Consider the following 22,539-nt stretch of genomic DNA (forward strand, 5'->3'; position numbering starts at 1 on the left):
GTCCTGCGAGGGTGGGGCCATGAGCCGTCCCGTCATCGTCGTCGTCGGAGCCGGACCGGGGGTCAGCGGGTCGGTGGCCCGGCGCTTCGCCCGCGAGGGGTACGACGTCGGCCTGCTGGGCGTCGACCAGGACCAGCTGGTGGCGCTCGCCGGCCAGCTGGAGGACCTCGGTGCGGCGGTCGGCCGGGCGGTCGTGGACGTGACCGACGTCGAGGCGGCGACGGCTGCGGTGCAGCGGTTCGGCGGGTTCGGCGGCCGGGTCGACGTCTTGCACTTCAACCCGAGCGCCTTCCGGGAGAAGAACCCGCTCGAGCTCACGGTGGCCGAGCTGCTCGAGGACGTCGCGCTCGGGGTCGGGGCGCTGCTCACCTGCGTGCAGGCCGCGCGTCCCTTCATGTCCGCCGGCGGGCGGGTGACGGTCACCGGCAGCATGGCCGCCGACCGGCCCTGGCACCAGGCGGCCTCGCTCGGTGTGCAGAAGGCCGGCGTGCGCAACCTCGTGCACAGCCTCGACGCGGCGCTCGCGCCGGACGGCATCCGGGCGGTGTCGGTCACCGTGCAGGGGACCCTGGCGCGCGAGGGGGCCTTCACCCCCGACCGGGTCGCCGACGCCATCTGGGCCGCGGCCCACCAGGACCTCGACGCGTGGGCGACGGAGGTGCCGTACGCCGGGTGAGCCCGGCTGCCGCGGACGGCCTCAGTCGCCCGGCGGCCGCAGGACCCGCTCGACCAGGTCGACCCACCCGTGCACGACGCGCTCGAGCGGGAACCCCTCGACCGAGAGCTGCTGCTCGAGGATGGGGAGCTCGAGGGGCGCCAGCAGTGCGGTCGCGAGCAGCGGGAGGTCGCCCTGCACGCCGAGCTCGTCGAGCAGGTAGCGCACGTGCATCGCGGTGAACGACCACACGGCGTACGACCGCGAGCCGGCACGGCCCGCCGCGCGGATGAGCTCCTGGTGGCGCAGGGTCGACTCCAGGCGGGACCGGCCGAAGGCGAGCAGCCGCTCCAGCGGGTCCGCCCCCGGTCCCAGCGGCGGGGGACCGGAGATGACCGCCGCCTGCCAGGCCGACTCGGAGAAGTCGAGCAGCGCGGCCATCAGGCCCTCGCGGGACTCGAACCGGCGGAACACCGTGCCCTTGCCGACCCCGGCCCGGGCCGCGACCGCCTCCATCGTCACGTGGTCGACCCCGCACGCGTCCACCAGCTCCTGGGCCGCGGTGAGGAGCGCCTCGCGGTTGCGCGCGGCGTCGCGCCGCTCGGGCGGCGGGTCGCCGAGCAGCGGCAGCAGGTGGGGTCCGGACATGACGTCGCCACTGTAGGGACCACGCCGGCACGGTGCCGGGAATAGAACCGGACCGAGGTCCGTTTGGGCTGGCGACCGTTCGTCGCACGACCCCAGGAGCAACCATGTCCCAGACCCGCGTCGCCGTCCTCGTCGGCAGCCTCCGCGCCGACTCGCTCAACCGGAAGATCGCCGAGCTGCTCGCGGCCCAGGCCCCGGAGGGAGTCGAGGTCGACATCGTCGACGGCCTCGAGAACCTGCCGTTCTACAACGAGGACATCGACGGCGAGACCGCCCCCGACGCCGCCACCCACGTGCGCCGCCAGGTGGCCGCCGCCGACCGCGTCCTGGTCGTCACGCCGGAGTACAACGGCACCATGCCGGCCGTGCTCAACAACGCCATCGACTGGCTCTCGCGCCCCTACGGCGCCGGCGCGCTGGTCGCCAAGCCGTTCGCGGTCGTCGGCACCACGCCCACGCCGTACGGCGGCCGCTGGGCCCACGCCGACACGGTGCGCTCCGCCAACGTCGCGGGCGCGGTCGTCCTCGAGGACGTCACCGTCTCCCAGCCGGGCGTCGAGGTCGACGTCCTCAACGACGAGGAGGTCCTCGGCAAGCTGCGCGGCGCGCTCGAGGCGCTCGTCGCCTACGACGCCGCGCCGTCCTCGGCCGCCTGACCCTGCCGGCTCCTGCCGGCGCCTGCCGGCCGAGCGGCTGACGCAGTCGTGCCCGACGGCTAGCGTCGGTCGCATGGCCGACCTCCACGACCTGACCGCCCTCGAGCAGGGCGCCCTCGTCCGGCGTGGTGAGGTCTCGAGCCTCGAGCTCGTCGACCACTACCTCGAACGCGCCGACCGCCTCGACACGGTCGGCGCGTTCGTCACGCTCACCCCCGAGCAGGCGCGTTCCCGGGCCGCGACGGCGCCGTCGGCGCCCGGCCCGCTCGCGGGCGTGCCGACCGCGGTCAAGGACCTCAACCTGACCGCCGGTGTCCGGACGACGTTCGGGTCGGCGGCGTTCGACGACTTCGTCCCCGACACCTCCGACGGCGTCGTGCTGTCGCTGGAGGCCGCCGGGCTGGTGAGCCTCGGCAAGACGAGCACGCCGGAGTTCGGGTCGCCCTGCTACACCGAGCCGGACGGGCGCCCGCCGGCGGTGACCCCGTGGGACCGGACCCGGATGGCGGGCGGCTCCTCCGGCGGAGCGGCCGCGGCGGTCGCGGCCGGCCTGGTGCCGGTCGCGCAGGGCTCCGACGGCGGCGGGTCGATCCGGATCCCCGCCTCCTGCTGCGGACTGGTCGGCCTCAAGCCGTCCCGGGGGCGGATCTCCGGCTTCCCGATGTACGGCGACCCGGTCGGCCTGGCCACCGCCGGGCCGGTCGCGCGCACGGTCCGCGACGCGGCCGCGCTGCTCGACGTCCTGGCCGGCCGGCGGCCCGGCGACCCGTCCTGGGCGCCCGAGCCGAGCGGCACGTTCCTCGAGTCGTGCGACCGGCCGCCGGGGCGCCTGCGGGTCGCGCGGTTCGCGGAGCCGGTGATCGCCGACGCCGAGCTCGACCCGGCGGTCGTGCAGGCCTGGGAGGACGCCTCCCGCCTGCTGGAGTCGCTGGGCCACGAGGTCGAGGACGTCGCCGTCCCGCTGCCCCGCGAGGCGGTGCCGGAGTTCGAGACCTGCTGGGCGGTGCTGACCGCGATGTCGGCCGCCCCGGAGGGTCGCGAGCACCTGCTCAGGCCGCTCACCCGGTGGCTCGGCGACCGCGGCCGCGCCGTCAGCGGGCCGGAGCTGGGACTGGCGATCGGGGCGGTGCGGAGGTTCGCCGCGGAGGCACTTGTCGCGCTGGCGCCGTACGACGCGGTGCTGACGCCGACCCTCGCCGCGCCGCCGCTGCCGGTCGGCGCGATCCGGGACGACGCGGACCCGGCGGCGGACTTCGAGGCGCAGAAGCGCTTCACGCCCTGGACGTCGGCCTGGAACGTCACCGGCATGCCGGCCGTCTCGCTGCCGCTGCACTGGACCGACGACGGGCTGCCGGTCGGCGTGATGCTGGCCGCCCGGCCGGCCGAGGAGCAGCTGCTGCTCGCGCTCGCCGCCCAGGTCGAGGAGGCTGCTCCGTGGGCGCACCGCCGGCCGCCCCAGTGGTGACCGTCCTCGCGCACACCGCCCACCTGGCGGACGCGGACCTGGCCGCCGCGCGGGCGCTGGTGGACGCGGCCTTCGACGACTTCACCGACGCCGACTGGTCCCACGCCCTCGGGGGGATGCACGCGCTGGTCCGCGTCGACGGCGTGCTGGTGGCGCACGGCTCGCTGGTCCAGCGGCGCCTGCTCGTGGGGGCCGGGGCGGGGGAGCGGTCGCTGCGGTGCGGGTACGTCGAGGCGGTCGCCACGCATCCCGGCCAGCGGCGTCGTGGTCACGCGACCGCGGTCATGGCGGCGCTGGAGGGGCTCGCTGCGGCGTACGACCTGCTGGCGCTGTCGTCCTCGGACGCCGGCGCCGGCCTGTACCGCGGCCGCGGGTGGGTCCCGTGGCGCGGGCCGACCTCCGTGCTCGGGCCGCGCGGCCGTGAGCGGACCGCGGACGACGACGGCTCGACGTACGTGCTGTGCGGCCCGGACCCCTCCGGCGTCCGCCCGCTCGACCTCGACCTGCCGCTGGCGTGCGACTGGCGGGAGGGCGACGTCTGGTGACGCCGCCCTCCGGCGCGGTCGTCGCTCAGATCGTGACCGCGATCTTGCCGCGGGTGCGGCCGTCCTCGTTGGCGCGGTGGGCGTCGCCGATCCGCTCGAGCGGGTACGTCGCGGCGAGGTCGACCCGCAGCGCCCCTGCCTCGGCGAGGGCGCGCAGCTCGTCGAGGTGCTCGGCCACGGGCCGGACGAAGACGTACCGGCCGCCGATGCGCAGCACCGTGTCGGCGTCCACGACGGAGGCGACCCTCGAGACGTCGTGCACCTGGTTCGGTGCGTCCTCGAGGGCGTCGCCGCCGATGAGGTCGACGACCGCGTCGACCTTGGCCGAGAGCTGCTCGCTGATCGTGCCCTGCGTGTAGTCGACGACCTCGTCGACACCGAGCCGGCGCAGGTAGTCGTGCTTGTCGCTGCGGGCGGTGCCGACGACCGTCGCACCGCGGGACTTGGCGACCTGGACCGCGAACTGCCCGACGCCGCCGGCCGCCGCGTGCACCAGCACGCGGTCGCCCTCGCCCACCTCGAGCGCCTCGACGACCAGCTGCCAGGCGGTGAGACCGGCGAGCGGGATCGCGGCGGCCTCCTCGAAGGAGAGGTTCGCCGGCTTCCGGACGACCGTCCGCTCGGGCGCCGGGACCAGCTCCGCCGCGGTGCCGAACGCGACGTCGTCGCGCCGCACGTAGCCGTAGACCTCGTCGCCCGGCTGGAGCCCGGACCGCACCGACGGCCCGACCGCCTCGACCACGCCCGCGACGTCCCAGCCCGGGATGATCGGCAGGTGGTGGGGGTAGGCGCCCTGCAGGTAGCCCTCGCGGATCTTCCAGTCCACCGGGTTGACGCTCGTCGCCCTCGCCCGGACCAGGACCGTGTCCGGGCCCACGGGCGGGTCCGCGACCTCCTGCACCTCGATCACGTCGGCCCCACCGAATCGGTCGTACACCGCTGCGCGCACGCGCTTACCTCCGTCTGCTCGTCCTGCTCGGTCTCCGTTCCTCATCGGTCCCACCGCCCCAGGTATTCCATCCGGGCCCGCCCCGCCGCCGGTCGACCAGCGAGCGCGAGCGAGCGTCGCCATGTTGGTCGAGCAGCGAGCGCGAGCGAGCGTCGCCTTGTTGGTCGAGCAGCGAGCGCGAGCGAGCGTCGTCGAGACCCGGTGAGGCGCGCAGGGCCTCGGGCTGCAGCCGCTGGTCGAGCAGCGAGCGCGAGCGAGCGTCGTCGAGACCCGGTGAGGTGGGCAGGGCGTCGGGGTGGTCGTCGGGCTGCAATCGCTGGTCGAGCAGCGAGCCCTGGCGAGCGTCGTCGAGACCCCGTGAGGTGCGCAGGGCCTAGGCGTGGTCGTCGGGCTGCAATCGCTGGTCGAGCAGCGAGCCCCGGCGAGCGTCGTCGAGACCCGCGCCTGCTGGTCGAGCACCGAGCCCTAGCGAGCGTCGTCGAGACCCGGTGAAGTGGGCAGGGCCCGGGGGTGGTCGCCGGGGCGCCGGGTGGTGCCAGGGCAGGTCCAGTTTTTCGAGTCGTGTGGTTGCGCGCCGCTGTGGTCGAGGTCCTGGGCGCGGCTGCTCGTCGGGTCACGGCCGGCGGGGGTCGACCGCTGTGGTTGCGGTGGAGGAGGGAGTCGCTCGGGTCGGCCTAGGTCCTCCGATGGAACGCGACCTTCCCTCCGGGCAGGTGGGTGGTGTCGTAGGCGGGGTCGTGGATGCGGGCGTGGTGTCTGGGGCAGAGGTTGCGGGCGTTCGCGAGGTCGGTGGCTCCGCCGGCGGACCAGGGTTGGTCGTGGTGGGCGTGGCAGAGGTGGGCGGGCCAGTCGCAGCCGTCTTCGGTGCAGGTCGGCTGGGTCAGGTTCAGCGCCCGACGCTGAGCGCCGGTGAAGAGACGGGTGGTGCGGCCGAGGTCGAGCAGCTCGGACCTCGACCCGAGGACGGCGGGAATCAAGCCTGCCTCGCAGGCCAGTCTCCGTGCCTGGGCGGCGGAGATGGTGCCGCCGTCGTCGAGGACACCTGGCGCGAGGCCACCCATGAGGGACGCGATGTCGATGGTGACGACGACGGTGGCGTTGAGGCCGCCGAGCTTCGGGACGGACGTGGTGGGAAGGCGTTCGAGGAGCTCGCAGAACGCGTCGCCCATCCGCTCCGGAACCGGGCGTCGTTCGTAGGTCTCGGCGCCGTTCTCAGCCGTCTGGTGCTTCGGGGCGGCGAAGGCGAGGAGCGTCCTCTTGAGCATGGCGCCGTGCAGCTCGGGGATCTTGAACTTCCCGACCACCGACCCGCGCCCGTCGGGGCTCATCGTCAGCCAAGCGGTCTCCCGGGCGAGCCGTTCCTCGGCTTCGAGAGCTTTGGCGTCGCGGGCCTCGCCGATCTCCGGGGCCACGACGGTGAGGACGTGCTTGGCCAGGATGCGTAGCGCCTTGGGGTCACGGTGCCGCGCCTCGGCCAGCAGGTGCTCCTCGGCACGGAGCGGGATGGTGGGGTCGTCGAGGTCGGCGGGGAGCTTGTCGAGGCACTCGGTGATCACGCCAGCGTGATCGACCGACACATCGCCATCGGCGAGAGCGGTGGCCGTCGGGCTGTGGCGGTCCAAGGACTCGGCCAGCCGCATCCGGTGCTTCGCAGCCGGACGGGTCTGGCGGGTCTCGGCCGCCCACCAGGAGGCGGTGTCGGTGGCGCCGACCCGCTCGCCGGCGTGACGACGGTCGGCCTCCGCGGCTAGGCGCAGCTCGAGCGCCTCGATCCGGGCACGGAGCCGCGCTGCCTCGTGGAGCGTGGCGGTGACGTCGTCATCGGACATCGACCACAGGTGCGACTCGTGCGCCCGGTCGAGGCGGGTGTGGGACTTCGCGACGGCTCGGCACACCACGTGCGCGCTGCGTCGGGAGTCCTTGGCCATGGCTCTACTCAAGCACCGACCACCGACAGTCAGACGCGTGTTTCCCCAGGTCAGACCAGATTGTGGACCACGAGTTCGGGGACTTTCCGCGGCGAAGGCGAGGACACGAGGCCCTGCGCACCTCACCGGGTCTCGACGACGCCTCGCTGGCGCTCGGCTGCTCGACCAGCGGCGGCCGGGAGACCGCCGCGTCCACCCGCCGTACCTCCCCGTAGCTGCCCCCACCGCAACCACTTATGGCCAGGCGGCCTGAGGCGCGCACCCGAGGCCCTGCGCACCTGACCGAGTCTCGACGACGCCCCGCTGGCGCTCGGCTGCTCGACCAGCGGGGCACCGCCCGGCGGCCGGAGGTGAGCGCCCTGCGCGCCTCGCCGGGGCTCGGCTGCGCGACAGGCCGGGGTCAGTCGCCGAGGCCGCGGGCGTGCAGGGCGTCGCCGGTCTCGTGGGCGCGGGCGACGACGCGGACGACGAACGGTGTGAGGTGGGCGCGGGGGTGGCGGCCCAGGCCGCGGGCGCGGGCGGCGTCGCGGGTCTCGATGGCGAGGGTGAGGGTCGCGGGGAGGGCGGCGACGGCGAGGGAGAAGGCGAGCGCGACACGCTCGGGGTTGATCCCGACCCGGCGGAACGGTCGCAACCACCGCACGATCGCGTCGAGCAGGGCGTTGACCGGGGTGGTGGCGGTGAGGACGAGCGCGGCGAGGGCGAGGGCGACCAGGTCGAGCGTGGTCTCCACGGCTCGGGGGAGCCCGTTGACCCACCACTGGACCGCCGAGACCACGACGACGAGGACCAGCAGCCCGCGCAGCGCGCGCCCCACCGCCGCGAGCGCGACCCGGGCGAGGACGGCGGCGCTGACCGCCAGGGCCAGCGTGACGAACGACGCCGGCATCGACCGGACGACCACGACGGCGACGCTGAAGACGGCGAGGAGGAGCACCTTCGGCCCGACCGGCATCCGGTGCAGCACCGTCCGGCCCGGCTGGTAGGTCCCGACGAGCAGCGGGTGGCTCACGGCGTGGTCACCGCGGCGACGTAGTGGGCCACGGCGGCGGCCGGCTCGCCGTCGTACGCCACGGCACCGTCGAGCACCACCAGCACCCGGTCGCAGCGGGCGGCCAGGTCGAGGTCGTGGGTGACCAGGACCAGCTGCTGGGGCAGGGAGAACAGCAGGTCGGCGATCCGCCGGGTGTTGGCCAGGTCGAGCAGCGTGGTCGGCTCGTCGGCGACCAGCACGTCGGGGGAGGTGGCGAGCACGCCGGCGAGGGCCAGCAGCTGCTTCTGCCCGCCGGAGAGGGCGTGCACCGACACGTCGGCGTGCCCGGCGAGGCCGTGCTCGGCGAGGACCGCGAGCGCGGCGGCGCGGCGGCGGGCGGGGTCGCGCTCGGTGCGCCGCAGGGACAGCTCGACGTCCTCCACGCAGGTGGGCATCACCAGCTGGGCGGACGGGTCGGTGAAGCAGAACCCCACCCGCCGGCGTACGGCGGCGCCCTCGCGCGCCACGTCGAGCCCGTCGACCAGCACCCGGCCGGACGTCGGCGCGACCAGCCCGTTGAGCAGCCGGGCGAGGGTGGACTTGCCCGAGCCGTTCGCGCCGACCACGCCGATCCGGTGCTCGGTGAGCGTCAGGGTCGTCGGCTCGAGGACGACGCGGTCCCCGTCGGGCGTGGGCACCGCGACGGACGCGGCGTCGAGGTCGATGCGGGGCACGCGAGCAGTATCAGCGGCGGTGCAGCAGCTGCGGGAACGCGCGGTGCACCTCGGCGGCGACGAGCGCGACGAGGGCGGCCTTGAGCAGGTCGCCGGCCCAGAACGGCGCGTCGTACCCCCACGCCACCGCCCAGGAGACGTCGAACCAGTACTTCATGCCGACGATCCCCAGCAGGTGGTTGACCGCGACCGCGGGCACGGCGCAGAGGAACACCCAGAACGCCCGGCTCTTCCGCCTGCGCCCCGCCACCTGCCGCACGAGCAGCCCGGCGAGGCCGGCGACCAGCGGGAAGGACCACAGGTAGCCGGCGCTGGCGCCGGCGAACGAGCCCAGCCCGCCCTCCCTGCCGGAGAACACCGGCAGGCCCGCGGCCCCGAGGCCCAGGTAGAGCGCGACCGCGAGGAGGCCGCGGACCGGGCCCAGCACGCACCCGGCCAGCAGGACGCCGAAGGTCTGCAGCGTGATCTCCACGCCGGCGCCGCCGACGGGCACTCCTCCGACGAGCGCGCACGCCGCGACCAGGGCGGCGAACGCCGCGACCAGCGAGAGGTCCGTCGTCGTCAGCCGGGGACGGCGCGGCGCGGCGGTGGTGGGCTCGGAGGTCATCGTCATCGGTGGTCCTTCACGGAGGTGGCAGGCACCTGAACGCTGGTCAGGTGAACGGCGTTCAGGTTAGGGTGTGACCGTTCGTCTGGTCAACGGGGCCGCACGACCACGGCCGAGGTGCGGCGGAGAGGGGCGGGACGGTGCGCAACCACCGGGTGGACGTGGTCGACCAGGCGCTGCGGGTGCTCGACGCCCACGGCCTCGCCGACCTCACGATGCGGCGGCTGGGCAAGGAGCTGGGCGTCCAGCCGAGCGCGCTCTACCACCACTTCCCGAGCAAGCAGCTCCTCCTCGCGGCGGTCGCCGACGAGCTCCTCGTCAGGGGAGCGCGCCCGGCACCGGTCGGCACCTGGGAGCAGCGCGTGCTGGCCCTGTGCGTGGAGCTGCGGGACGCGATGCTGGCCTACCGCGACGGGGCCGAGGTCGTGGCCACCGTCCACGCCTTCGGGCTCGGCGCGCAGGCTTCCGAGCACGCCCTGGCCGAGGCCGTCGCCGGTTCGGGCGCACCCGACGACCTCGTCCGAGCCGCGACCCGCACCCTGCTCCACCTGGTCTTCGGTCACACGATGGACGAGCAGACCCACCTGCAGGCCGGCAGCGCCGGGGCGATCGAGGACGGCCCCCGCGAGCGCTCGGACTTCACCGTCGGTGTCGGCCTGGTGGTCGACGGGATCCGCGCACGCGTGGGTGCGGGCGGTGCGGCCGACGCGCAGCCGTAGGATCCGGGCGTGCTGATCCGTCTCCCGCTGTCGCTCCGCGCCGAGGAGCACGAGCTGAACCCCCTCGCGCCGCACCCGGTCGAGATCGCGATCATGGTGGGGACGCTGCTGGTGTTCCTCGCCCTCGTAGCGCTGGTCGTCGTGCTGGTCGTGCGGTCCCGCCGCCGGCGCTGACGGAGCGCTCAGCCCTCGACGAGCGCTCCGTGCTGCTCGGCGAGGAGGACGGCACCCGCCACGTCCAGCCTCGTACGACGCAGGCGGGCCGTCGTCAGGTCGACCCCGTCGAGGGTGGCCCCCCGCAGGTCGGTGCCGTCGAGCACCGTTCCCTGGAGCACCGCGTCGGTGAGCAGGGCGTCGCGCAGCACTGCCCCGGTCAGGTCGGACGACGACAGGTCACTCTCGCGGAGGTCGAGGCCGGTGAGGTCGAGGCGCGCCAGGCGCGTGCCCCGGACCGTGACGCCGCGCCAGACCCCGCCGCCGACGACCCGCAGCGACCGCAGGGTGCACTCGCTGAGCACCGACCCGGTGAGCTTGCAGCCCTCCAGGGTGGCGTCCGCGAAGGAGACCCGCCGGAAGTCGCAGCCCACGAACGCGGTCGAGACGTGCCGGGAGGAGTCGAGGCGGCCGCCGTGGAACGTGCACCGCTCGAAGACCGCTCCCCGGGAGGTCGCCCCGGTCAGGTCGACGCCGGTGAAGGTGCACCCGACGTACCGCGCGGCACCGAGGTCCTCGCCGTACAGGTCCAGGTCGTGCAGGTGCTCGTCCTCGACGTCGACGGTGCTCATGGGCGTGAGCCAAGCACACGTCGCCGACGCTCACCCACCGGCCAGCGACCAGCGGTGCAGCAGCCGGCAGCCGTCGGCCTCGTACCACGCCAGGTCCAGCGCGTCGACGCGGGAACGGGCCGGCAGCACCCCGCCCAGCAGCTCGAGCGTCGAGGCCTCCGTGACGGCGTCCGAGCGCAGGTCCAGGGTCAGGTGGGGGACCGGCTCGAACTCCCCGGCGTACGGCGGGCACTGCGGGAACGCCTCCGCCAGCCGCGCGGTCAGCTCGCGGAAGGGTCCGTCCGGCTGGGGCACGAGGTGGATGATCCCGTTCGGGAACGTCGCCACCTCGGCGAGCACGACGTCGAAGGCGGGGGTCGACGCCGCGATCGTGCCGACCGCCGCCAGGTCTCCGGCACCCGGCGCGGGCAGCCACGGCCCGAGCGCGGTCACGTGCGCGTGCACGAACGCCGGGTCGCTGGACACCCAGGCGGGGTCGTAGTGCGCGTGCCGGCCCCGCACGACCTGCTCGAGCGGCGGGACCGGCACCTGCAGCACGGTGTGGCCGGGATGCGTCACGCCGGGGAGTCAAGCACCCCCACCGGGTTCACCAGCGTGCCGGCGTACATCAGCGACTCCGCCTGGTCGGCGATGTCGACCATCTGCAGGGTGTTGCGCAGCTGCAGCCGGTTGAGGCAGCTGTGCCGGAACTCCGCCCGCAGCAGGTCGTACGCCGCGTGCCGCTCCGCCAGCTCGGGGTGGTCCTCGCGGTGGCGCACCAGGCAGTCGCGCACCTCCGCCCAGAACGCACGCTCGTCCAGCACCCCGTCGAGGTGCAGGATCGCCGCCACGTGCCGCAGCACCCCGTCCAGGACGTCGGTGTGCAGCGCGAGGGCGCGGACGTCCTGCGGGACGTCGGCGCGGATCCGCTCGACCTCCGGCGGCAGCGGCTGGTCGTCCATGACCGCGACCTCCTCGCCGACGTCCTTCATCACGACGCGGTCGACGACGCCGTCGCGGAGCACCAGCACGAGGTTCTCGCCGTGGGGCATGAACGCCAGCTCGTGCGCGACCAGGCAGTGCGCGACCGGCCGGACGTAGGCGTCGAGCCAGCGCCGTACCCACTCCCGGGCGGGCAGCCCGGAGCGCGCCACCAGCGCGGAGACGAACGCGCGACCGTCGCCGTCGCGGTGCAGCAGCGCGGCCATCGTCGCCAGCCGCTCGCCCTCGGCGAGCCGGGGGAGCGGGCTCTCGCGCCAGAGCGCGGCGAGCATCTTCTGGTACGGCGACCGCACGCCCTGCCGCTCGGCGAGCCGGTGGTAGGCGTCGCCGGTGTAGCCGATCGCCGCCCGCTCGCGCAGCACCGTGAACCCGCACGCGCGGAGCTCGGGGTCGCCCTCGACCAGGCCGGCCACCCAGTCGTTGATGGCCGGCGTGGGACCCATGTAGGCGGGCGAGAGACCACGCAGGAAGCCCATGTTCTGCACCGCCAGCGCGGTCTTGACGTAGTGCCGCCCGGGCCGGCTGGTGTTGAAGAACGTCCGGATCGACTGCTGCGCCCGGTAGTGGTCGGGCCCCTCGCCGAGCGGCACGAGGTCGCGCCGCGCGACGTCGGGGGCGAAGGTCACCGCCACCTTGCTGCGCCACTGCCACGGGTGCAGCGGGAGGTAGAGGTACTCGCCCGGGTCGAGCCCCAGGTCGCGCAGCCGCTTCTCGAACCCCACCCGCGTGTCGTCGTCGAGCTCGGCCGCCCACAGCGCGTCCTCGGTGAGGTCCGCGGACAGCGAGAGCCGCGTGTGCTCGCGCCGGGCGGCGACCCACACCAGGCGGACCGGCGCACCCGCCTCGGGGGAGTACGCCGCGTGGTCGTCGACGCCGAAGCCGATCCGCCCGTTGTTGGCCAGGAAGCCCGGGTGGCCCTCGGTCATCGCGGCCTCGACCGCCTGGTAGCCCTCGGCCGCCGGGCGCTCCAGCAGCGTGTCGAGCAGCTCCTCGGCCGACCGCGTGGAGTGCTCGAGCTTCCAGGCCGCCGACGCGAGCGTGGCGGCGAGCTCCTCGAGGTAGGTGGGCAGCAGGCCGTCGGGGATGCCCAGCAGCGGCGCCAGCTCGACGACGAGGTCCTGCACGTCCAGCGGCGCCGGCTCGCCGTCGAAGGTCCGCTCGACGCTGGCCGGGTCGACTGCCCAGTGCTCGAGCGCGAGCCGCTCGGCACGGAACCGGTACGTCGCGCGGCCGTCGGGGGAGGCCAGCTCCCAGGCGCCGGGGGTGGTCGCGACCGGCTCCAGCAGGCGCTCGTGGGAGAGCTCGGAGAGCGCCTTGGTGACCAGGTGCCGCTGCGCGCGGGCCAGGTGGTCGGGCGCCAGGTGGTCGGCGAGCAGGTCGCTCGCGCGGCCGGTGGCCGCGGACGACGGGGTGGGCAGGGGGGACGGTCGGTCCAGGACGGACAGGACGGCCTCCTTCTCGACGGGGGTGGTCAGGTGGACGGTGTGGAGCTCGCGGAACCCGAAGGCGGTGTTCATCGCGCGGATCGCGCCGTTGCGGGCGTCGGGCTCGACCACCACGCGACGTACGGCGGGGTCGGCGAAGCAGTGGTCGAGCACGGCGGCGAAGACCCGGCGGGTGAAGCCCGGCACCGGGTCGCCGGTCGGCGGCGCGACGAGCACGTGCATGCCGAGGTCGCCGGGCCGCAGGTCGGGCAGGTCCGCGACCGGCGACTGCCCGGACCGGACCGGGTCGTAGGTCTCGGCCAGGAACGCCGGCTCGCCTCCGACCCGACCCAGCCAGGCGTGGTGGTACGGGTCGTCGGCGATCGCGGCGTACTCCGCCGCGACGTCCTGCACGGTCGCGCCCTGCATCAGCCAGAACGCCGAGCGCGGGTGGGTGACCCAGCGGTGCAGCAGGCCGAGGTCGCGGTCCAGGTCGAGCGGCTCCAGGGTCGTGCCCGCGGAGGAGGGGGTCATCGCGGCACGCTCCGCAGGTGGTCGGGGACGCCGAAGGACTGCACGGCGATCCGCTTCTCCACGGGGTAGACCTCGCGGCCGGTGATCGCCGCGATGATCACCGAGTTCCGGTAGGCACCCATGCCGAGGTCGGGTGCGACGAAGCCGTGGGTGTGCTCCTCGGCGTTCTGCACGAAGACCTCGGAGCCACCGTGGTCGACGGCGTAGGTCGCCGACGCGAGGTACCGCCCCTGCCCGTCCAGCCGCAGCCGGTCGCGCACCGGCTGGAGGAAGTCCGGCACGCGCGCGGCGTACCCGGTCGCGAGCACGAGGCCCTCGGTGCGCACCGAGACGTCCTCCCCGGTCTCGTCGTGGTGCAGCCCGAGCGTGTACGCCGTGCCGTCCCAGGCCGCCTCGGTCACGGCCGTGCCGGTCATCAGCGTGGTGCGCGGTCCGGCGCCCTGCACCCGCAGGCGGTAGTGCAGGTCGAAGATCGCGTCGACGAGGTCGCCGCTGATGCCCTTGTAGAGCGAGCGCTGCTCGCGCAGCAGCCGGTCGCGCGTCCCGGCCGGGAGCCCCTGGAAGTACGTCGTGTACTCCGGAGAGGTCATCTCGAGGGTGAGCTTGGTGTACTCCATCGGGAAGAACCGGGGGCTCCGCGTCAGCCACACCAGCTCGTAGTCGTGGTCGGGGCTCTCGCCGAGCAGGTCGTGGTAGATCTCCGCCGCGCTCTGCCCGCTGCCGACGATCGTGATCCGCGGCAGCCTCTGGAGCGCCTGCTTGTGGACGAGGTAGTCCGCGGAGTGGATGGCCGGCCCTCCGGCGTCGCGCACGCAGGAGAGCACGCGCGGCTGCGTGCCGGTGCCGAGCACGACCCGCCGGCCGCGGAACACCTCCCCGCGGGCGGTCGTCACCACGTAGCAGCTGCCGTCGTGCTCGACCGCGGTCACGGCCTGCCCGAAGCGCACCGACCCGAGCCGCTCGGCGGCCCAGCGGCAGTAGTCGTCGTACTCCCGGCGCAGCGGGTAGAAGGACTCGCGGATGTAGAACGGGTAGAGGTTGCCGGTCTCCTTGAGGTAGCTCAGGAACGACCAGCGCGAGGTCGGGTCGGCCATCGTCACCAGGTCGGCGAGGAACGGCACTTGCAGCGTCGCGTCGTCGAGCATCATCCCGGGGTGCCACGCCAGGTGGTCCCGCGCCTCGAGGAAGACGCAGTCCAGGTCCTCGACCGGGTCGGCGAGGCAGGCGAGGCCGAGGTTGAACGGGCCCAGCCCGATGCCGACGACGTCGTGGACGTGGCTGTCGGAGGTAGCGCTCATGCCGCCACCTCCGCGGTGAGCTCGCGGCCGAGCCCGGCGACGGCGTCGGTGACCGCGAGGACGTCCTCGAGGGTGGCCATCGGGTTCAGCAGGGTGAGCTTGAGCCAGCAGCGCCCGTCGACCTTGGTGGCGGCGACCATGGCCGCACCGCGCTCGTAGAGGGTGGCGCGGATGCGGCCGGCGAGCAGGTCGGCGGTGTCCTCCGCCAGCCCGGCGGGCCGGTAGCGGAACACCACCGTCGAGAGCTGCGGCGTCGCCGCCAGCTCGAGGTCCGGGTGGTCGGCCAGCCGCGCGCCGACCGCGGTGGCCAGGTCGACGACGTCCTCGACGTAGCCGCCGATGGTGTCGGGCCCCATCACGCGCAGCGTCAGCCACAGCTTGAGGGCGTCGAACCGGCGGGTGGTCTGCAGGCTCTTGTCGACCTGGTTGGGGTGCCCCGTGCCCTCGGGGTCCTTCGGGTTCAGGTAGTCGGCGTGCCAGGTCACGTGGCCGAGGTGGCGCCCGTCGCGGACGACCAGTGCGCTGGAGGAGACCGGCTGGAACCAGGTCTTGTGGTAGTCCACCGTCACCGAGTCGGCCCGCTCGATGCCGTCCAGGCGCGGGCGGAGCCGGGCGGAGGCGAGCATGCCGCCGCCGTACGCCGCGTCGACGTGCAGCCACGCGCCGTACGCCGAGGCGAGGGCGGCGACCGCCGGCAGCGGGTCGACCGCGCCGAAGTCGGTGGTGCCGGCCGTCGCGACGACGGCCATCGGCACCAGCCCCGCCTCCCGGACGCCGGCGAGCGCCCGGCCGAGCGCGGCGGGGTCCATCCGGTGGTCGGCGTCGACGGCAACGGTGACGACGGCGTCGGGGGGGAGGCCCAGCAGCCGGGCGGCCTTCTGCACGCTGAAGTGGCCGTCGACCGAGGCCAGGACCCGCAGGTCCGTCACCGGGTGGCCGGCGACCAGCGCGGCGTCGCGCGCCAGGTGCAGCGCCTGGAGGTTGGACTGCGTCCCGCCGCTGGTGAAGACGCCGTCGGCGCCGGCTCCGAAGCCGATCCGGGCGGCGGTCCAGTCGACCAGGTGCCGCTCGACGAAGGTGCCACCGACGCTCTGGTCGAAGGTGTCGAGGGAGGAGTTGACCGAGGACACGAAGAGCTCGGCGAGGAGCGCCGGCACCACGACGGGGCAGTTGAGGTGCGCGACGTACGACGGGTCGTGGAACCAGACCGCGTCGTCGAGCCAGACCCGGCTCATCTCGGCGAGCGCGGCGCCGGTGTCGCCGAGCGGGCGGTCCAGGTCGACGTCGGCGACGACCTTCGCGGCCTGCTCGGGCAGCACGCCGGTCGCGGGCCCGGACTGGGCGCGCAGCGCGTCGGCGAGGTGGTCCAGGCCGAGGCGCATGCTGGCGAGGAAGTCGTCGAGGTGGTCGGGGTGGAACAGGTGGCGGGTGTCGCGGGCACGCTGGCGCGTCGGTGAGGCTGGGAGCACGAGCCTTGTCCTTCCGAGTTAGGTAAGGCTCACCTTATTGACACCCGACGACGGGTCCGCAACCCCTGGCCCGGTCCCTGGGACTCTTGTCACACTCCGGCCGCGTCGCGGCCGCGCGAGGAGGGAGGGCTCAGCGCGGGGAGAGGGCGACGATCGCGACGTCGTCGTGGGTGACCCCGGACTGGAACGCGACGACCTCGTCGGTGAGCGCCTCCACCAGGCTCGCGACGTCGCCGGTCCCGAGCCGGTCGAGGGTGGCCAGCAGGCGCTCGTCGCCGAAGTAGGCCTCCGCGCCTCGCGCCTCGGTGACCCCGTCGGTGTAGAGCACGAGCGCCTCGCCCGGCAGCACCCGCAGCTCGACCTCGGCCCAGGTCTGGTCGCCGAGCACGCCCACGAGCGGGCCGCCCACCGCCAGCTCGACCGGGCGCCGGCCGGGCCGCAGCAGGATCGGCGGAGGGTGTCCGCCGGCGCTGACGGTGACCTGCCAGGCGCCGTCCGCCTCGCGCCTCATGCGCATCAGCACGACCGTGCAGAAGCGCTCGGTCTCGTGGGCGCCGACGACGTCGTTGAGCTCGGCCAGCAGGTCGGAGGGCCGGTGGTGGAGCACGGCGAGCGCGCGCACGGTGTTGCGCACCAGCGAGGTCACGACCGCCGCGTCGACGCCCTTGCCGGACACGTCCCCGAGCACGACGACGTGCTCGTCGGGGGCCGTGGGGAAGACGTCGTAGAAGTCACCGCCGACCTGCGTGCCGTCGCCGGCGGGGCGGTACGCCGCGGCGAGGTCGAGCCCGGGGACCTGCGGCGGGACCGGCGGGATGAGCGTCTGCTGCAGGGTGCGGGCCAGCGAGCGGGCCCGGTCCTCGGCGGCCCGGGCCTCGTCGCGGGCGCGCAGCAGGTCCTGCTCGTAGCGCCGACGTTCGGTCGCCTCGAAGACCGCGACGTGGACCTCACGCTCCGCCCCGTCCGCCCCGTCCGCCCCGTCCGGCTCGTCCGGCTCGCGCACGAGGGTCGCGTTGAGGAGCACCGGGAGCCGGGCGCCGTCCGCGCAGCGCAGGTCGACGGCCAGCTCGTGGACCGAGCCCTGGAGCCGCAGCAGCGGCGCGTAGTGGGTCTCGTGGAAGATCCGCCCGCCCGGGGTCAGCAGCTCGACCAGTCGTCGGCCGACCACCTCCTCGGCGCTCCGCGCCGTCCAGCGCAGGAACGTCGCGTTCACCGTCACGACCCGGCCGTCCGGGTCGGTCGTCAGGAGGCCGCACGGGGCCCGGTCGAGCAGCCGTGCGGCCGGCTCGGCCTGCTGGAGCCCACCCGTCGCGGGGCTCAGGCCGCGGCCTGCTCGTCGAGCCATGCGCGGATGGCGTCGGCCGTCAGCTCCGGGGAGCTGAGCTGGGGGCAGTGGCCGATGGCGTCGAGGACCACCAGGGTCGCGTCGGGCAGCTGCTCGGCGACGTACGTCCCCACCTCGACGGGGGCGATGACGTCCTCGCGGCACTGCAGGACCAGCGCCGGCACCGCCACGTGGGGCAGGTCGGCGCGGTTGTCGGAGAGGAACGTCGCCTCGGCGAAGCGGCGCGCGACGTCGGGGTGGGTGCGGCAGAACGCCGCCGTGAGCTCGTGGCCCAGCTCGGGTCGGTCGGGGTTCCCGACGATCGCCGGTGCCATGGCGGCCGACCAGCCCAGGTAGTTGCTGGCCAGGGAGGAGAGCAGCTCGTCGATGTCCTCGCGCGTGAAGCCGCCGGTGTAGCCGTCGTCGTCGAGGTAGCGGGGGGAGGGCCCGACCATGACCAGGCCCGCGAACAGCTCCGGCTCGGCGATGGTGGCCAGGGCCCCGATCATCGCCGCGACCGAGTGGCCGACCAGCACGACGTCGCGCAGGTCGAGGGCCTGCAGCACGTCGAGGAGGTCGGCGGCGTAGCCGTCGAGGTGCCGGTGCCGGTCGGGGTCGTACGCCGCGGGGTCGCTCCCGCCGGCCCCCGCGAAGTCGAAGGTCACCACTCGGTGGCGGTCCGCGAACATCGGGGCGACGTGCCGCCACATGCTCTGGTCGCACCCGAAGCCGTGGGCGAAGACCAGCGGTGGGGCGTCGAGGGGTCCCTGGACGGTCACGGCGTGGCGCGTCACGGGGTCCATGCCGGTGACGCTAGCGGTGGGCGCGGCCGACGGCCAAGAGCCGAACGGCTCCGTCCGGTCGCTTCAGTCGAGGCAGAACTCGTTGCCCTCGACGTCCTGCATCACCAGGCAGGACTCGTCGACGCCGTCGGCGGGCAGCAGCCGCACGTGCACGGCGCCGATCGCCTCCAGCCGTGCGCCCTCGGCCTCGAGCGCCGCCACCCGCTCCTCGCCGACCAGTCCGGTGCCGACCCGCACGTCGAGGTGGACCCGGTTCTTGACGACCTTCCCCTCCGGGACGCGCTGGAAGAACAGCCGCGGCCCGGCACCCGTCGGGTCGACGCAGGCGAACGCCGAGCTCTGGTGCTCCGGTGGGAGCGAGGCGTCGAAGTCCGCCCACGAGCCGAAGCCCTCCGGCGGCGGCGGCACGACGTACCCCAGCACCTCGCACCAGAAGCGTGCGACCCGCTCCGGGTCCGCGCAGTCGAACGTCACCTGGACCTGCCGCACCGTCGCCGTCGCCGTCGCCATTGACGCACCCTAGTCCGCGGACCGCGCCTCGGTCAGCCGTCGGGGCGGGTGGACCGAGCCGTCGAGGACCTCCCGGGACCCGAGCGGCTCGGCGAGCTCGACCAGCACGGTCGTCCACGGGTTGCCCGGGCAGCGCTGTCCGCCCTCGGCCGGGGTGGAGGTCCAGGTCAGGACGACCGACTCCGCCGTCTCCACCACGGCGGGCTCCCGGAGGAACGGGTCGGGGGCCCGCCCGCTCGTGCACTCGACCTCCGACACCTCCACCGCGAGGCTCGTCGGGCCCGTGCTGCGGTAGCGCTCGACCCGCGCCCACGAGGCCCCGTCCGGGAGCAGGGGCCTCAACCCGCAGTCACCCCAGCCCTCCGCCGACCACCCGCCCCCGGTGGACCGCAGCTCCAGCACGAAGGCGCCGTCGGTGGCCGGACCCTGCTCGGTCCACCGCCCGATACCGACGACCAGGGTCGGCCCGTCCTGCGCCAGCACCCGCCAGTCGACGCCGATCCCGTCGCGGAACAGCGACATGCCGGCCTCGGCCCCGGTGCGCGGGTCGTCGAGGACGTCCTGGAACGCCTCGCGCGTCTCTCCCTCGGTCAGGACGCCCGGGACTCCCTCGGCCATGGTCGACGGGCGCCACCCGACGTCACCGCCGCAGGACACCAGGACCTCCTCCTGCACCTCGGCCGCGGGCGCCGGGGCCGACGAGGACCCCTCCGCGCACGCCGAGGCGACCAGCGCCAGGCACCCCAGCACCCCCAGCACCCCGGCCCCTGCACGTCGTCCCATCCGGTGTCCTCCTCGTCGCGTGGCCCGGCGCTCGGACGCGTGCCCGACCTGCGGGGTTCCGGTCCCTCCGCGCGACCCACCGAGCCTCGGCGGCCCTCGGCGGCCCTCAGCGGCCCTCAGCGGCCCTCAGCGGCCCTCAGCGGCCCTCAGCGGCCCTCAGCGGGGAGCGTCGTCGAACCAGGACCAGCCCGCGGGATCGGCGCCGACGGCGAGCAGCGGCGTCCGGAGCACCAGCCCGGCCGCCGGTGGGGACATCGCCGCCGCGACCGCGAGCGGGTCCTCCGCGCACCAGGCCAGGATGACGGTCCACGCCGGTGGCTCCTGGTCCGCGACGGTCGAGGTGCGGCTCTCGAAGGCCCAGGCACCGACCACGCCCGGCGTCGCGGCGAGGTCGCGTGCCGCCTCCGGGCGGCTGCCGCGGTGAACCTCGAGCACGACGCCGGGGTGCGCCCGGAACGGCACCGCGGGCGCCGAGAGCGGCGACCCCGGCGCGACGCACGAGGCGACCGGCTCGAAGAAGCCGGTGAACCGCCGCTCGGTCCAGGCCAGGTCCGGGCGGCGCCCCTGCTCGCCGGTGCTGGCACCGAGCGCCAGCCACTCCGCGATGCTGGCGCGGGCGGGCTCGGCGAACCAGTACACCGCGACGTAGTCCGCGCCGGTGAACGCCGCCTCGTCGTCGACCTCGGAGGCGGTCCGGCACGCCGGCGTCCGCACCCACCGGTCGCCGTGCAGCACCCCCGGCAGCGCCCGGTTCTCCGGTTGGTGGTCGCCCACGTGCCAGGCGTTGTAGTCGCGGTGGCGCCGCGGGTCGGTCACCCGCGGGAAGGAGAAGAACACCCGCGACGCCGACCCCAGGTCGCTCACCCCGGCGCTCCCCGTCGTGTCCACGGGCCCACGCTGGCCGCCGCGCGTGACCCCGGCCCGCCCGGTCCCGCTGGCCGGGAGCAACCAGGTGCGGGCATGCCGCGTCCCACGTCCGACGCGGTCGAGTGCTCGGGGGCGTCCGCCGGCCGGCCGGCGGTGCGGAAGGTTCAGCGGCCAGCCGAGGAACCTCCCGGTGGGCCGCTGAAACCTCATCGGCCAAGCGCCAGTTCCAGCGGCCGGCCGGTGAAGCATCCGGCGACACGAAGGAGAGGTGAGCAAGGATAACGGTGCGGCCCAGGTGGGGGAGGCGGCGAGCGGCGGTGGCGGCCCTCGCCGCGGCGTTCTCGGCTCCTGCGCGGGCGACGACCTGGACCGGCACCGCGGCCCGGCGGCGGTCGCCCAGCCGGACCGGCCGCCCGAGCCGGCACGGAAGGCGCCGGAAACACCAGGGACGCAGGGGACGCCGCGGCTGGTGCAGGACCCGGCCGCGCCGGTGGCGGCGGACCTCCTCCGGCTCGCCCGCGCGTTCGTGGCGTACGCCGCGGGCGGGAGCGGCACGTTCCGCCACGGCGAGTCGCTGGTCCTGGGCCTCGACGGCGCGGCGGTGCGGTCGGTCGACGACGTCCCCGCGGCCCTGCGGCGCCGCTCCACCTGGCGGCCCTGCCCCGACGGCCAGGAGCTGCACGGGGCGGCCTCCTGCCCGGTCGACCTGCTCGGCCCGGTCGCCGCCGCCGCGGAGAACGGCGTGCCGCTCGTCGTGTCGGGCCGCCACGACGGGGTGGTCTGCGCGCACCCGCGGCGCGGGCCGCTCCCGGCGGGACGGCTGGTCGTCCTGCGACCGCCACCGGACCGGCGGACCTGCGCGAGCGACTTCGCCCTCGTGCTCGCCGCGGACGGTCAGGGCCGGCTCGGGGCCGTGGACCTGACGCTGTCCGACCCCTGATCCCGGCCCCGATCCCGGCCCTGACCCTGGCCGTGACCAGCGCTGACACCGGCGACCGCCAGCAGGCGCTCGCACTCCTCGACCAGCCGCCGGCGCAGGGGAGCGCCGCGCTCGGCGAAGGCGCGCTGCGCGGCGACGTACTCCTGCTTGCCCTCGGGCGTCTCGACGCGCACCGGGTCGAAGCCCAGGTCCTGCAGGTCGTACGGCGCGGCCCGCATGTCGAGCTCGCGGATGTCCCGCGCCAGCTCGAAGCAGTCCGCGACCACGTCCGAGCTGATCATCGGCGTGAGGCGGAAGGCGTGCTTGTAGAGGTCCATGCCCGCGTGCAGGCAGGCCGGCTGCTCGAACGCCGGCCGGTCGGCGCTGGTGGGCCGCAGCGTGTTCAGTGGACGGGCCGGGCCGGTGAAGAACCGGTAGGCGTCGAAGTGGGAGCAGGCCACCTTGTGCGACTCCACGACCGCGTCGGTGCCGGCCGGACCCAGGCGCAGCGGCCAGTCGGCGTGCCGCGTCTCGTCCTCCTCGAGCCGGTAGACCATCGCCCACTCGTGCATCCCGAAGCAGCCGAAGTTCGCGGGTCGCCCCTCGGTGGCCGTCAGCAGGGTGTGCAGCGACTCGAGCAGGGGCCGCTGAGAGCGCACGTGCTCGGCCGTGACGGTGACCACGTCCCCGGCCGTGCCGCCCGGGAGGACGCCGTACCCCTTGAAGCCGGAGAGCTCGTCGGCGCCGACCAGCCCCGTGCCGTGGCCGGGGTGCCAGCGCCGCAGCTGCGCGGGCCGCTGGGAGTAGTAGGTGAAGAGGAAGTCGTGGACCGGGTGCTTGACCCGTCCCTCGCGGCGCGCGAGGTGGGGGCGCACGAACGTGTCGACGCGGGCGGCGTGTGCCGCGGCTCTCGCCTGCCACTCGGCCCGGTCCAGCACCTCCACGGGCGTCGATGCTAGGTCG

The 22,539-nt window shown here is 74.9% G+C and carries 24 protein-coding genes; 7 read left to right on the forward strand and 17 right to left on the reverse strand.

What is annotated here, in order from left to right:
- The first annotated feature begins 19 nt into the window (after positions 1-19).
- Positions 20-676 carry an SDR family oxidoreductase gene (locus OSR43_RS06935; RefSeq protein ID WP_302270493.1) on the forward strand — a complete coding sequence of 219 codons (657 nt, stop codon included), beginning with the start codon at positions 20-22 and terminating at the stop codon, positions 674-676.
- Between the two features lie 21 nt (positions 677-697).
- Here OSR43_RS06935 and OSR43_RS06940 read toward each other — a convergent pair whose 3' ends face one another.
- Positions 698-1,303, reverse strand: coding sequence for a TetR/AcrR family transcriptional regulator (locus tag OSR43_RS06940; RefSeq protein ID WP_302270494.1), 606 nt, complete (start codon positions 1,301-1,303; stop codon positions 698-700).
- Between the two features lie 104 nt (positions 1,304-1,407).
- Here OSR43_RS06940 and OSR43_RS06945 point away from each other — a divergent pair, with 104 nt between their 5' ends.
- From OSR43_RS06945 to OSR43_RS06955, 3 genes are all read left to right on the forward strand, one after another.
- Positions 1,408-1,959 carry an NAD(P)H-dependent oxidoreductase gene (locus OSR43_RS06945; RefSeq protein WP_302270495.1) on the forward strand — a complete coding sequence of 184 codons (552 nt, stop codon included), beginning with the start codon at positions 1,408-1,410 and terminating at the stop codon, positions 1,957-1,959.
- Between the two features lie 73 nt (positions 1,960-2,032).
- Positions 2,033-3,424 (forward strand): amidase, encoded by a 1,392-nt coding sequence (locus OSR43_RS06950; protein WP_302270497.1) that lies wholly within the window; start codon positions 2,033-2,035, stop codon positions 3,422-3,424.
- The gene (locus OSR43_RS06955; protein WP_302270498.1) at positions 3,394-3,969 is read left to right on the forward strand and encodes a GNAT family N-acetyltransferase; all 576 of its coding nucleotides are present in this window, start codon (positions 3,394-3,396) and stop codon (positions 3,967-3,969) included. Before OSR43_RS06950 ends, OSR43_RS06955 begins: the two co-directional genes overlap by 31 nt.
- 25 nt (positions 3,970-3,994) lie before the next feature.
- On the opposite strand, the gene OSR43_RS06960 is transcribed toward OSR43_RS06955, so the two are convergent.
- From OSR43_RS06960 to OSR43_RS06980, 5 genes are all read right to left on the reverse strand, one after another.
- Positions 3,995-4,918 carry an NADP-dependent oxidoreductase gene (locus OSR43_RS06960; protein ID WP_302270500.1) on the reverse strand — a complete coding sequence of 308 codons (924 nt, stop codon included), beginning with the start codon at positions 4,916-4,918 and terminating at the stop codon, positions 3,995-3,997.
- 674 nt (positions 4,919-5,592) lie between these two features.
- Positions 5,593-6,846: an HNH endonuclease signature motif containing protein gene (locus OSR43_RS06965; protein WP_302270501.1), complete on the reverse strand. Its 1,254-nt coding sequence runs from the start codon at positions 6,844-6,846 to the stop codon at positions 5,593-5,595.
- A gap of 400 nt (positions 6,847-7,246) precedes the next feature.
- A complete protein-coding gene (locus OSR43_RS06970) occupies positions 7,247-7,858 on the reverse strand; it encodes a CbiQ family ECF transporter T component (protein WP_302270502.1) in 612 nt (203 codons plus the stop codon).
- Positions 7,855-8,553 (reverse strand): energy-coupling factor ABC transporter ATP-binding protein, encoded by a 699-nt coding sequence (locus OSR43_RS06975; protein ID WP_302270504.1) that lies wholly within the window; start codon positions 8,551-8,553, stop codon positions 7,855-7,857. The genes OSR43_RS06970 and OSR43_RS06975 overlap by 4 nt, the downstream gene beginning before the upstream one ends.
- Before the next feature lie 10 nt (positions 8,554-8,563).
- The gene (locus OSR43_RS06980; protein ID WP_302270506.1) at positions 8,564-9,166 is read right to left on the reverse strand and encodes a biotin transporter BioY; all 603 of its coding nucleotides are present in this window, start codon (positions 9,164-9,166) and stop codon (positions 8,564-8,566) included.
- A gap of 134 nt (positions 9,167-9,300) precedes the next feature.
- On the opposite strand from OSR43_RS06980, the gene OSR43_RS06985 reads away from it, so the two are divergent.
- Together OSR43_RS06985 and OSR43_RS06990 are read left to right on the forward strand one after the other, a co-directional pair.
- Positions 9,301-9,879, forward strand: a complete 579-nt coding sequence (locus OSR43_RS06985) for a TetR family transcriptional regulator (RefSeq protein ID WP_302270507.1) — start codon at positions 9,301-9,303, stop codon at positions 9,877-9,879.
- Positions 9,880-9,888: 9 nt separating this feature from the next.
- Entirely contained in the window at positions 9,889-10,053 is a 165-nt protein-coding gene (locus tag OSR43_RS06990; RefSeq protein ID WP_302270508.1) for a hypothetical protein, read from the forward strand.
- Between the two features lie 8 nt (positions 10,054-10,061).
- Here the strand turns inward: OSR43_RS06990 and OSR43_RS06995 are convergent, their stop codons facing one another.
- The 10 genes from OSR43_RS06995 to OSR43_RS07040 all read right to left on the reverse strand — a co-directional run bounded on the left by OSR43_RS06995 (position 10,062) and on the right by OSR43_RS07040 (position 20,678).
- Positions 10,062-10,664: a pentapeptide repeat-containing protein gene (locus OSR43_RS06995; RefSeq protein ID WP_302270509.1), complete on the reverse strand. Its 603-nt coding sequence runs from the start codon at positions 10,662-10,664 to the stop codon at positions 10,062-10,064.
- A gap of 30 nt (positions 10,665-10,694) precedes the next feature.
- The gene (locus OSR43_RS07000; RefSeq protein WP_302270510.1) at positions 10,695-11,222 is read right to left on the reverse strand and encodes a 2'-5' RNA ligase family protein; all 528 of its coding nucleotides are present in this window, start codon (positions 11,220-11,222) and stop codon (positions 10,695-10,697) included.
- The gene (locus OSR43_RS07005; RefSeq protein WP_302270511.1) at positions 11,219-13,603 is read right to left on the reverse strand and encodes a GNAT family N-acetyltransferase; all 2,385 of its coding nucleotides are present in this window, start codon (positions 13,601-13,603) and stop codon (positions 11,219-11,221) included. The genes OSR43_RS07000 and OSR43_RS07005 overlap by 4 nt, the downstream gene beginning before the upstream one ends.
- Complete coding sequence (locus OSR43_RS07010; RefSeq protein ID WP_302270512.1) at positions 13,600-14,901, reverse strand: lysine N(6)-hydroxylase/L-ornithine N(5)-oxygenase family protein; 1,302 nt, start codon at positions 14,899-14,901, stop codon at positions 13,600-13,602. Before OSR43_RS07010 ends, OSR43_RS07005 begins: the two co-directional genes overlap by 4 nt.
- On the reverse strand, positions 14,898-16,370 hold the full coding sequence (locus OSR43_RS07015) for an aspartate aminotransferase family protein (RefSeq protein WP_302270513.1): 1,473 nt from the start codon (positions 16,368-16,370) through the stop codon (positions 14,898-14,900). The genes OSR43_RS07010 and OSR43_RS07015 overlap by 4 nt, the downstream gene beginning before the upstream one ends.
- 130 nt (positions 16,371-16,500) lie before the next feature.
- Positions 16,501-17,715 (reverse strand): PP2C family protein-serine/threonine phosphatase, encoded by a 1,215-nt coding sequence (locus tag OSR43_RS07020; protein ID WP_302270515.1) that lies wholly within the window; start codon positions 17,713-17,715, stop codon positions 16,501-16,503.
- Entirely contained in the window at positions 17,688-18,497 is an 810-nt protein-coding gene (locus OSR43_RS07025) for an alpha/beta fold hydrolase (RefSeq protein WP_302270517.1), read from the reverse strand. Before OSR43_RS07025 ends, OSR43_RS07020 begins: the two co-directional genes overlap by 28 nt.
- 63 nt (positions 18,498-18,560) lie before the next feature.
- On the reverse strand, positions 18,561-19,007 hold the full coding sequence (locus OSR43_RS07030) for a VOC family protein (protein WP_302270518.1): 447 nt from the start codon (positions 19,005-19,007) through the stop codon (positions 18,561-18,563).
- A gap of 9 nt (positions 19,008-19,016) precedes the next feature.
- On the reverse strand, positions 19,017-19,790 hold the full coding sequence (locus tag OSR43_RS07035; RefSeq protein ID WP_302270519.1) for a hypothetical protein: 774 nt from the start codon (positions 19,788-19,790) through the stop codon (positions 19,017-19,019).
- 156 nt (positions 19,791-19,946) lie between these two features.
- Positions 19,947-20,678, reverse strand: a complete 732-nt coding sequence (locus OSR43_RS07040; RefSeq protein ID WP_302270520.1) for a hypothetical protein — start codon at positions 20,676-20,678, stop codon at positions 19,947-19,949.
- A 247-nt stretch (positions 20,679-20,925) separates the two neighbouring features.
- Between OSR43_RS07040 and OSR43_RS07045 the strand changes: the two genes are divergently transcribed.
- Positions 20,926-21,597 carry a hypothetical protein gene (locus OSR43_RS07045; RefSeq protein ID WP_302270521.1) on the forward strand — a complete coding sequence of 224 codons (672 nt, stop codon included), beginning with the start codon at positions 20,926-20,928 and terminating at the stop codon, positions 21,595-21,597.
- On the opposite strand, the gene OSR43_RS07050 is transcribed toward OSR43_RS07045, so the two are convergent.
- Positions 21,552-22,520, reverse strand: a complete 969-nt coding sequence (locus OSR43_RS07050) for a 3-methyladenine DNA glycosylase (RefSeq protein WP_302270523.1) — start codon at positions 22,518-22,520, stop codon at positions 21,552-21,554. The genes OSR43_RS07045 and OSR43_RS07050 overlap by 46 nt on opposite strands.
- Between the last annotated feature and the right edge of the window lie 19 nt (positions 22,521-22,539).

Source organism: Nocardioides sp. Arc9.136 (assembly GCF_030506255.1).
Taxonomy (GTDB): domain Bacteria; phylum Actinomycetota; class Actinomycetes; order Propionibacteriales; family Nocardioidaceae; genus Nocardioides.

What these genes read in the sequence shown, in the direction of transcription:
- OSR43_RS07020 (WP_302270515.1), bottom strand. Translation starts at nt 17,715, where the DNA reads ATGGCTCGACGAGCAGGCCGCGGCCTGAGCCCCGCGACGGGTGGGCTC.
- OSR43_RS07025 (WP_302270517.1), bottom strand. Translation starts at nt 18,497, where the DNA reads ATGGACCCCGTGACGCGCCACGCCGTGACCGTCCAGGGACCCCTCGAC.
- OSR43_RS06940 (WP_302270494.1), bottom strand. Translation starts at nt 1,303, where the DNA reads ATGTCCGGACCCCACCTGCTGCCGCTGCTCGGCGACCCGCCGCCCGAG.
- OSR43_RS06980 (WP_302270506.1), bottom strand. Translation starts at nt 9,166, where the DNA reads ATGACGATGACCTCCGAGCCCACCACCGCCGCGCCGCGCCGTCCCCGG.
- OSR43_RS07035 (WP_302270519.1), bottom strand. Translation starts at nt 19,790, where the DNA reads ATGGGACGACGTGCAGGGGCCGGGGTGCTGGGGGTGCTGGGGTGCCTG.
- OSR43_RS07010 (WP_302270512.1), bottom strand. Translation starts at nt 14,901, where the DNA reads ATGAGCGCTACCTCCGACAGCCACGTCCACGACGTCGTCGGCATCGGG.
- OSR43_RS06945 (WP_302270495.1), top strand. Translation starts at nt 1,408, where the DNA reads ATGTCCCAGACCCGCGTCGCCGTCCTCGTCGGCAGCCTCCGCGCCGAC.
- OSR43_RS06965 (WP_302270501.1), bottom strand. Translation starts at nt 6,846, where the DNA reads ATGGCCAAGGACTCCCGACGCAGCGCGCACGTGGTGTGCCGAGCCGTC.
- OSR43_RS06995 (WP_302270509.1), bottom strand. Translation starts at nt 10,664, where the DNA reads ATGAGCACCGTCGACGTCGAGGACGAGCACCTGCACGACCTGGACCTG.
- OSR43_RS07005 (WP_302270511.1), bottom strand. Translation starts at nt 13,603, where the DNA reads ATGACCCCCTCCTCCGCGGGCACGACCCTGGAGCCGCTCGACCTGGAC.
- OSR43_RS07030 (WP_302270518.1), bottom strand. Translation starts at nt 19,007, where the DNA reads ATGGCGACGGCGACGGCGACGGTGCGGCAGGTCCAGGTGACGTTCGAC.
- OSR43_RS06950 (WP_302270497.1), top strand. Translation starts at nt 2,033, where the DNA reads ATGGCCGACCTCCACGACCTGACCGCCCTCGAGCAGGGCGCCCTCGTC.
- OSR43_RS06935 (WP_302270493.1), top strand. Translation starts at nt 20, where the DNA reads ATGAGCCGTCCCGTCATCGTCGTCGTCGGAGCCGGACCGGGGGTCAGC.